Origin of the sequence: Streptomyces fuscigenes (assembly GCF_021556455.1) — a bacterium.
GTDB lineage: Bacteria > Actinomycetota > Actinomycetes > Streptomycetales > Streptomycetaceae > Streptomyces > Streptomyces fuscigenes.
The window spans coordinates 1-3,635 of record NZ_JAKGCV010000507.1; the positions used below are offsets into that span (position 1 = coordinate 1).

Sequence of the window (3,635 nt, forward strand, 5' to 3'; positions counted from 1 at the left end):
CCGCGCGCCCGCGGAGCCGGCGGCGGAGGGGGTGGGCGGCCCGGACGCGGACGTGCCGGAAGCCTCGTTCTCCGACCCGCCGGGGGTCGCAGGGGCAGCGGCAGACATCGGAACCAATCGGGGCGGGCCGGTGGCGGGTGGCCGGCGGAGGAACGGGGGCGACGGACCGCGCACGTCCGGCGCACACGCGCCGCGGCCCGGGCGGGCGGACGCGAAGCGGGACGGCGGGCACGCACGACGAACGCGAACGACGAACGCGAACGACGAACGACGAACGCGAACAACGAACGCAGACGGACGACGAACATCGGACACGAAGCAGTACAAGCTGGTTAGGCGTGCCTAAGTCTAGCCAGCCCGATCAAGGGGGGTCGGGCGGCCCTCCCTGCACAATGGGGCCATGTCCTCCCGTATCCCCGGTCCCGTTCCGCCCGCGCCGCTGACCGTCGGCTTCGACCTCGACATGACGCTGATCGACTCGCGACCCGGAATCCACGCCACCTACCAGGCACTTTCCGCGGAGACCGGGGTGTACGTCGACGCCGACCTGGCGGTCTCGCGGCTCGGCCCGCCGCTCGCCGACGAGCTGTCCGTGTGGTTCCCGGCCGAGGACATCGAGGCCGTGAGCGACCGCTACCGGGAGATGTATCCCACATTCGCGATCGCTCCCACGCTCGCGACGGCCGGTGCGCGGGAGGCCGTGGGGGCGGTGCGGGCCCTGGGCGGCCGGAGCCTGGTGGTGACCGCGAAGCACCGGCCGAACGCCGAACTCCACCTCACCCACCTGGGCATCGCCCCGGACGCCGTCGTCGGCGGGCTGTGGGCGGAAGCCAAGGCCGAGGCGCTGCGCGAGTACGGCGCACAGGTCTACGTCGGGGACCACACCGGTGACGTGCGCGGGGCGCGGGCCGCGGGCTGCGTGTCGGTCGCGGTGGCGACCGGGCCCTGCGACGCGGCGGAACTGCGCGCGGCGGGCGCGGACGTGGTCCTGGAGGACCTGACCGCGTTCCCCGCCTGGCTCGACGGCTATGTGCGCGAGACGCTCTCCGGCTCGGCCGCGTCCCTCGGCGCCGACGCCGCGCCGGGCGCCGGTTCGGCCACGGCGGCCTCCGCCGACGGCTCGGCCTCGGACGCGTCCACCCCGTCCGGCGCGGAGGGGTACGACGTGGCGTGACGGCGCTGGGCGCCGATCGAGCGGAGCACCCCGGCCGCCGCGAGCACGAAGCCGACGGCCATCAGCATGCAGACCAGGTACGCGGCCGTCGGAAATGGCTTGGTGCCGAGGAAGAGCGGTGCGATCGTGACGAGCGTGGCCACGGCACCGATGATGAAGAGGATTCCGCCGGCGCGGACGAGCGCGTCCCCGGGGCCGGGACCCTCGTCGCCGGTCTCGTGGGCGCCGGCTTCGGTGGCGGTCGTGCCGGATGCAGGAGTAGCAGTCACGGCACCAGGGTAGTTCCCACGCGACCGGGGGCTTCGGCGGTACCGCGGGGGTCCGTGCGGCGTGCGGCCGGGCGGTGTTCCGGCGGCGGCCGTTCGCCACCGCTCGCGGGCCCTGGCCCCGGGGGTGTGCGGGTCGGGAGGCCCGACCGGGCTCCTCCCCGCGGTTCCCCGTTCCCTGTTGGCCTGCTCCATGTTCTGCCGCACGACCGCACGACCGCACGACCGCACGACCGCACGACCCGCACGACCCGCACGTCCGCACGACCGCATTGCTGTGTTTCCGTACTGCCGTTCGCGGCATCGCCCCACCGCTGTGTCGCCGTACCGCCGCATGGGCGTACGGCTGTATCTCAAGTAGTTCGTGTGGCTTTCATGGTCTTGTGGAAGCCCGCCGCCCGTGCGCTCCCGCGCACCAACGAGTTCGAGGACGAGGACAGACGTGCCTACCGGCAAGGTCAAATGGTTCAACGGCGAGAAGGGCTTCGGCTTCCTCTCCCGCGACGACGGCGAGGACGTCTTCGTGCACTCGTCGGTCCTGCCCGACGGGGTCGACGTGCTGAGGCCCGGCCAGCGCGTGGAGTTCGGCGTGGTGGCGGGGCAGCGCGGGGATCAGGCGCTGTCGGTGACCGTGCTCGACCCGACGCCGTCGGTGGCGGCGGCGCAGCGCCGCAGACCGGACGAACTCGCCTCGATCGTGCAGGACCTGACGACCCTGCTGGAGAGCATCTCGCCCGTGCTGGAGGGCGGCCGCTACCCGGAGAAGAGCCACGGAAAGAAGATCGCCGGCCTGCTGCGCGCCGTCGCCGATCAACTGGACGTGTGACGGGCGGGCCGGGGCCGGGGCGTCACGAACGCCCGGCGGCCCCGGCCCGCACGCCGCTCGCGCGGCGCGCGCCCGCTCAGGCCCGTACGGGTGCTCAGACGAAGCGCAGGGCGCCCTCGCCGAGCGGCGGCACGAGCCCCGCGGCGGCGGCCCGGTCGAGCAGGCCGGTGATCGCCGCGTAGCCCTCGTCGCCGAGCTCCGCCGTGAACTCGTTGACGTACAGCGCGATGTGCTGCTCGGCGACGGACGGCTCCAGCTCCTGCGAGTGCTCCAGCACGTAGGGGCGCGAGACCTCGGGCGCGTCCCACGCCATCCGTACGGACGCCGTGGCCGCGGCCGCGAGCTCCCGCAGCGTGGCCTCGCCCAGCGAGCGCTTGGCGATGATCGCGCCGAGCGGGATCGCCAGGCCGGTCGTGGACTCCCAGTGCTCGCCCATGTCGGCGAGCGAGTGCAGCCCGTAGTTCTGGTAGGTGAAGCGCGCCTCGTGGATGACGAGGCCCGCGTCGACCTTGCCGTCCCGCACCGCCGGCATGATCTCGTGGAACGGCATGACGACGATCTCGCCGACGCCCCCGGGCACCGTCGCGGCGGCCCACAGCCTGAACAGCAGGTAGGCGGTGGAGCGCTCGCTGGGCACGGCCACGGTCTTGCCGGTCAGGTCGGTGCCGGGCTCGCGCGTCAGGACGAGCGGCCCGCAGCCGCGGCCGAGGGCGCCGCCGCAGGGCAGCAGCGCGTACTCGTCGAGCACCCACGGCAGCACCGCGTACGACACCTTCAGGACGTCGCCCTCGCCGCGCTCCGCCATGCCGTTGGTGATGTCGATGTCCGCGAACGTCACGTCGACGGCCGGTGCGCCGGGCACCCGGCCGTGCGCCCACGCCTCGAAGGTGAACGTGTCGTTCGGGCAGGGCGAGTAGACGAGACCCAGGGGGCGGTCACCGGCCCGCGCGGGGGACGCGGACGCGGCGGAGGCGGGGGTGACGGCACTATCGGCACTCATGGGACTGCTCCTCGAATACGGGGTCGATCAGCGAGAACGCGCGCTCCAACGCCCCCAGCGCCGCGCCGATGCGCCAGGCGGCACGATCGCGCGGGCCCACGACGTTGGAGATCGCGCGGATCTCCGCGCACGGCACGCGGAGCGCGGCGGCCGCTTCCGCGACGCCGAACCCCTCCATGCCCTCGGCGGCCGCGCGCGGGTGGCGCGCGGTCAGTTCGACGGTACGCCGCGCCGTGCCGGTCACCGTCGAGACGGTCAGCACGGGGGCGAGGAGCGCCGTCAGGTCCGGCGCGTCCCCGAGCGCGGCGGCCAGGCGCGCGGCGAGCGCCGGCGGCGGCAGGTGGGCGCCCCGGCCGAAGCCGAGCTCCT

The 3,635-nt window shown here is 74.2% G+C and carries 4 protein-coding genes; 2 read left to right on the forward strand and 2 right to left on the reverse strand.

Annotated elements, in window-relative coordinates:
* Positions 1-400 precede the first annotated feature (400 nt).
* Positions 401-1,174 carry an HAD family hydrolase gene (locus L1885_RS25380; protein WP_235799503.1) on the forward strand — a complete coding sequence of 258 codons (774 nt, stop codon included), beginning with the start codon at positions 401-403 and terminating at the stop codon, positions 1,172-1,174.
* Between the two features lie 708 nt (positions 1,175-1,882).
* Positions 1,883-2,266, forward strand: a complete 384-nt coding sequence (locus L1885_RS29280; RefSeq protein WP_308117399.1) for a cold-shock protein — start codon at positions 1,883-1,885, stop codon at positions 2,264-2,266.
* 94 nt (positions 2,267-2,360) lie between these two features.
* Here L1885_RS29280 and L1885_RS25390 read toward each other — a convergent pair whose 3' ends face one another.
* Both L1885_RS25390 and L1885_RS25395 read right to left on the reverse strand, forming a co-directional pair.
* Positions 2,361-3,266: a 1,4-dihydroxy-6-naphtoate synthase gene (locus L1885_RS25390; RefSeq protein WP_235799504.1), complete on the reverse strand. Its 906-nt coding sequence runs from the start codon at positions 3,264-3,266 to the stop codon at positions 2,361-2,363.
* A partial coding sequence (locus L1885_RS25395) for a phosphorylase family protein (protein ID WP_443732430.1) occupies positions 3,253-3,635 on the reverse strand: 383 nt, incomplete at its 5' end. The genes L1885_RS25395 and L1885_RS25390, both read right to left, overlap by 14 nt.

Coding starts and splice junctions, on each gene's coding strand:
- L1885_RS25390 (WP_235799504.1), bottom strand. CDS start 3,266: ATGAGTGCCGATAGTGCCGTCACCCCCGCCTCCGCCGCGTCCGCGTCC.
- L1885_RS25380 (WP_235799503.1), top strand. CDS start 401: ATGTCCTCCCGTATCCCCGGTCCCGTTCCGCCCGCGCCGCTGACCGTC.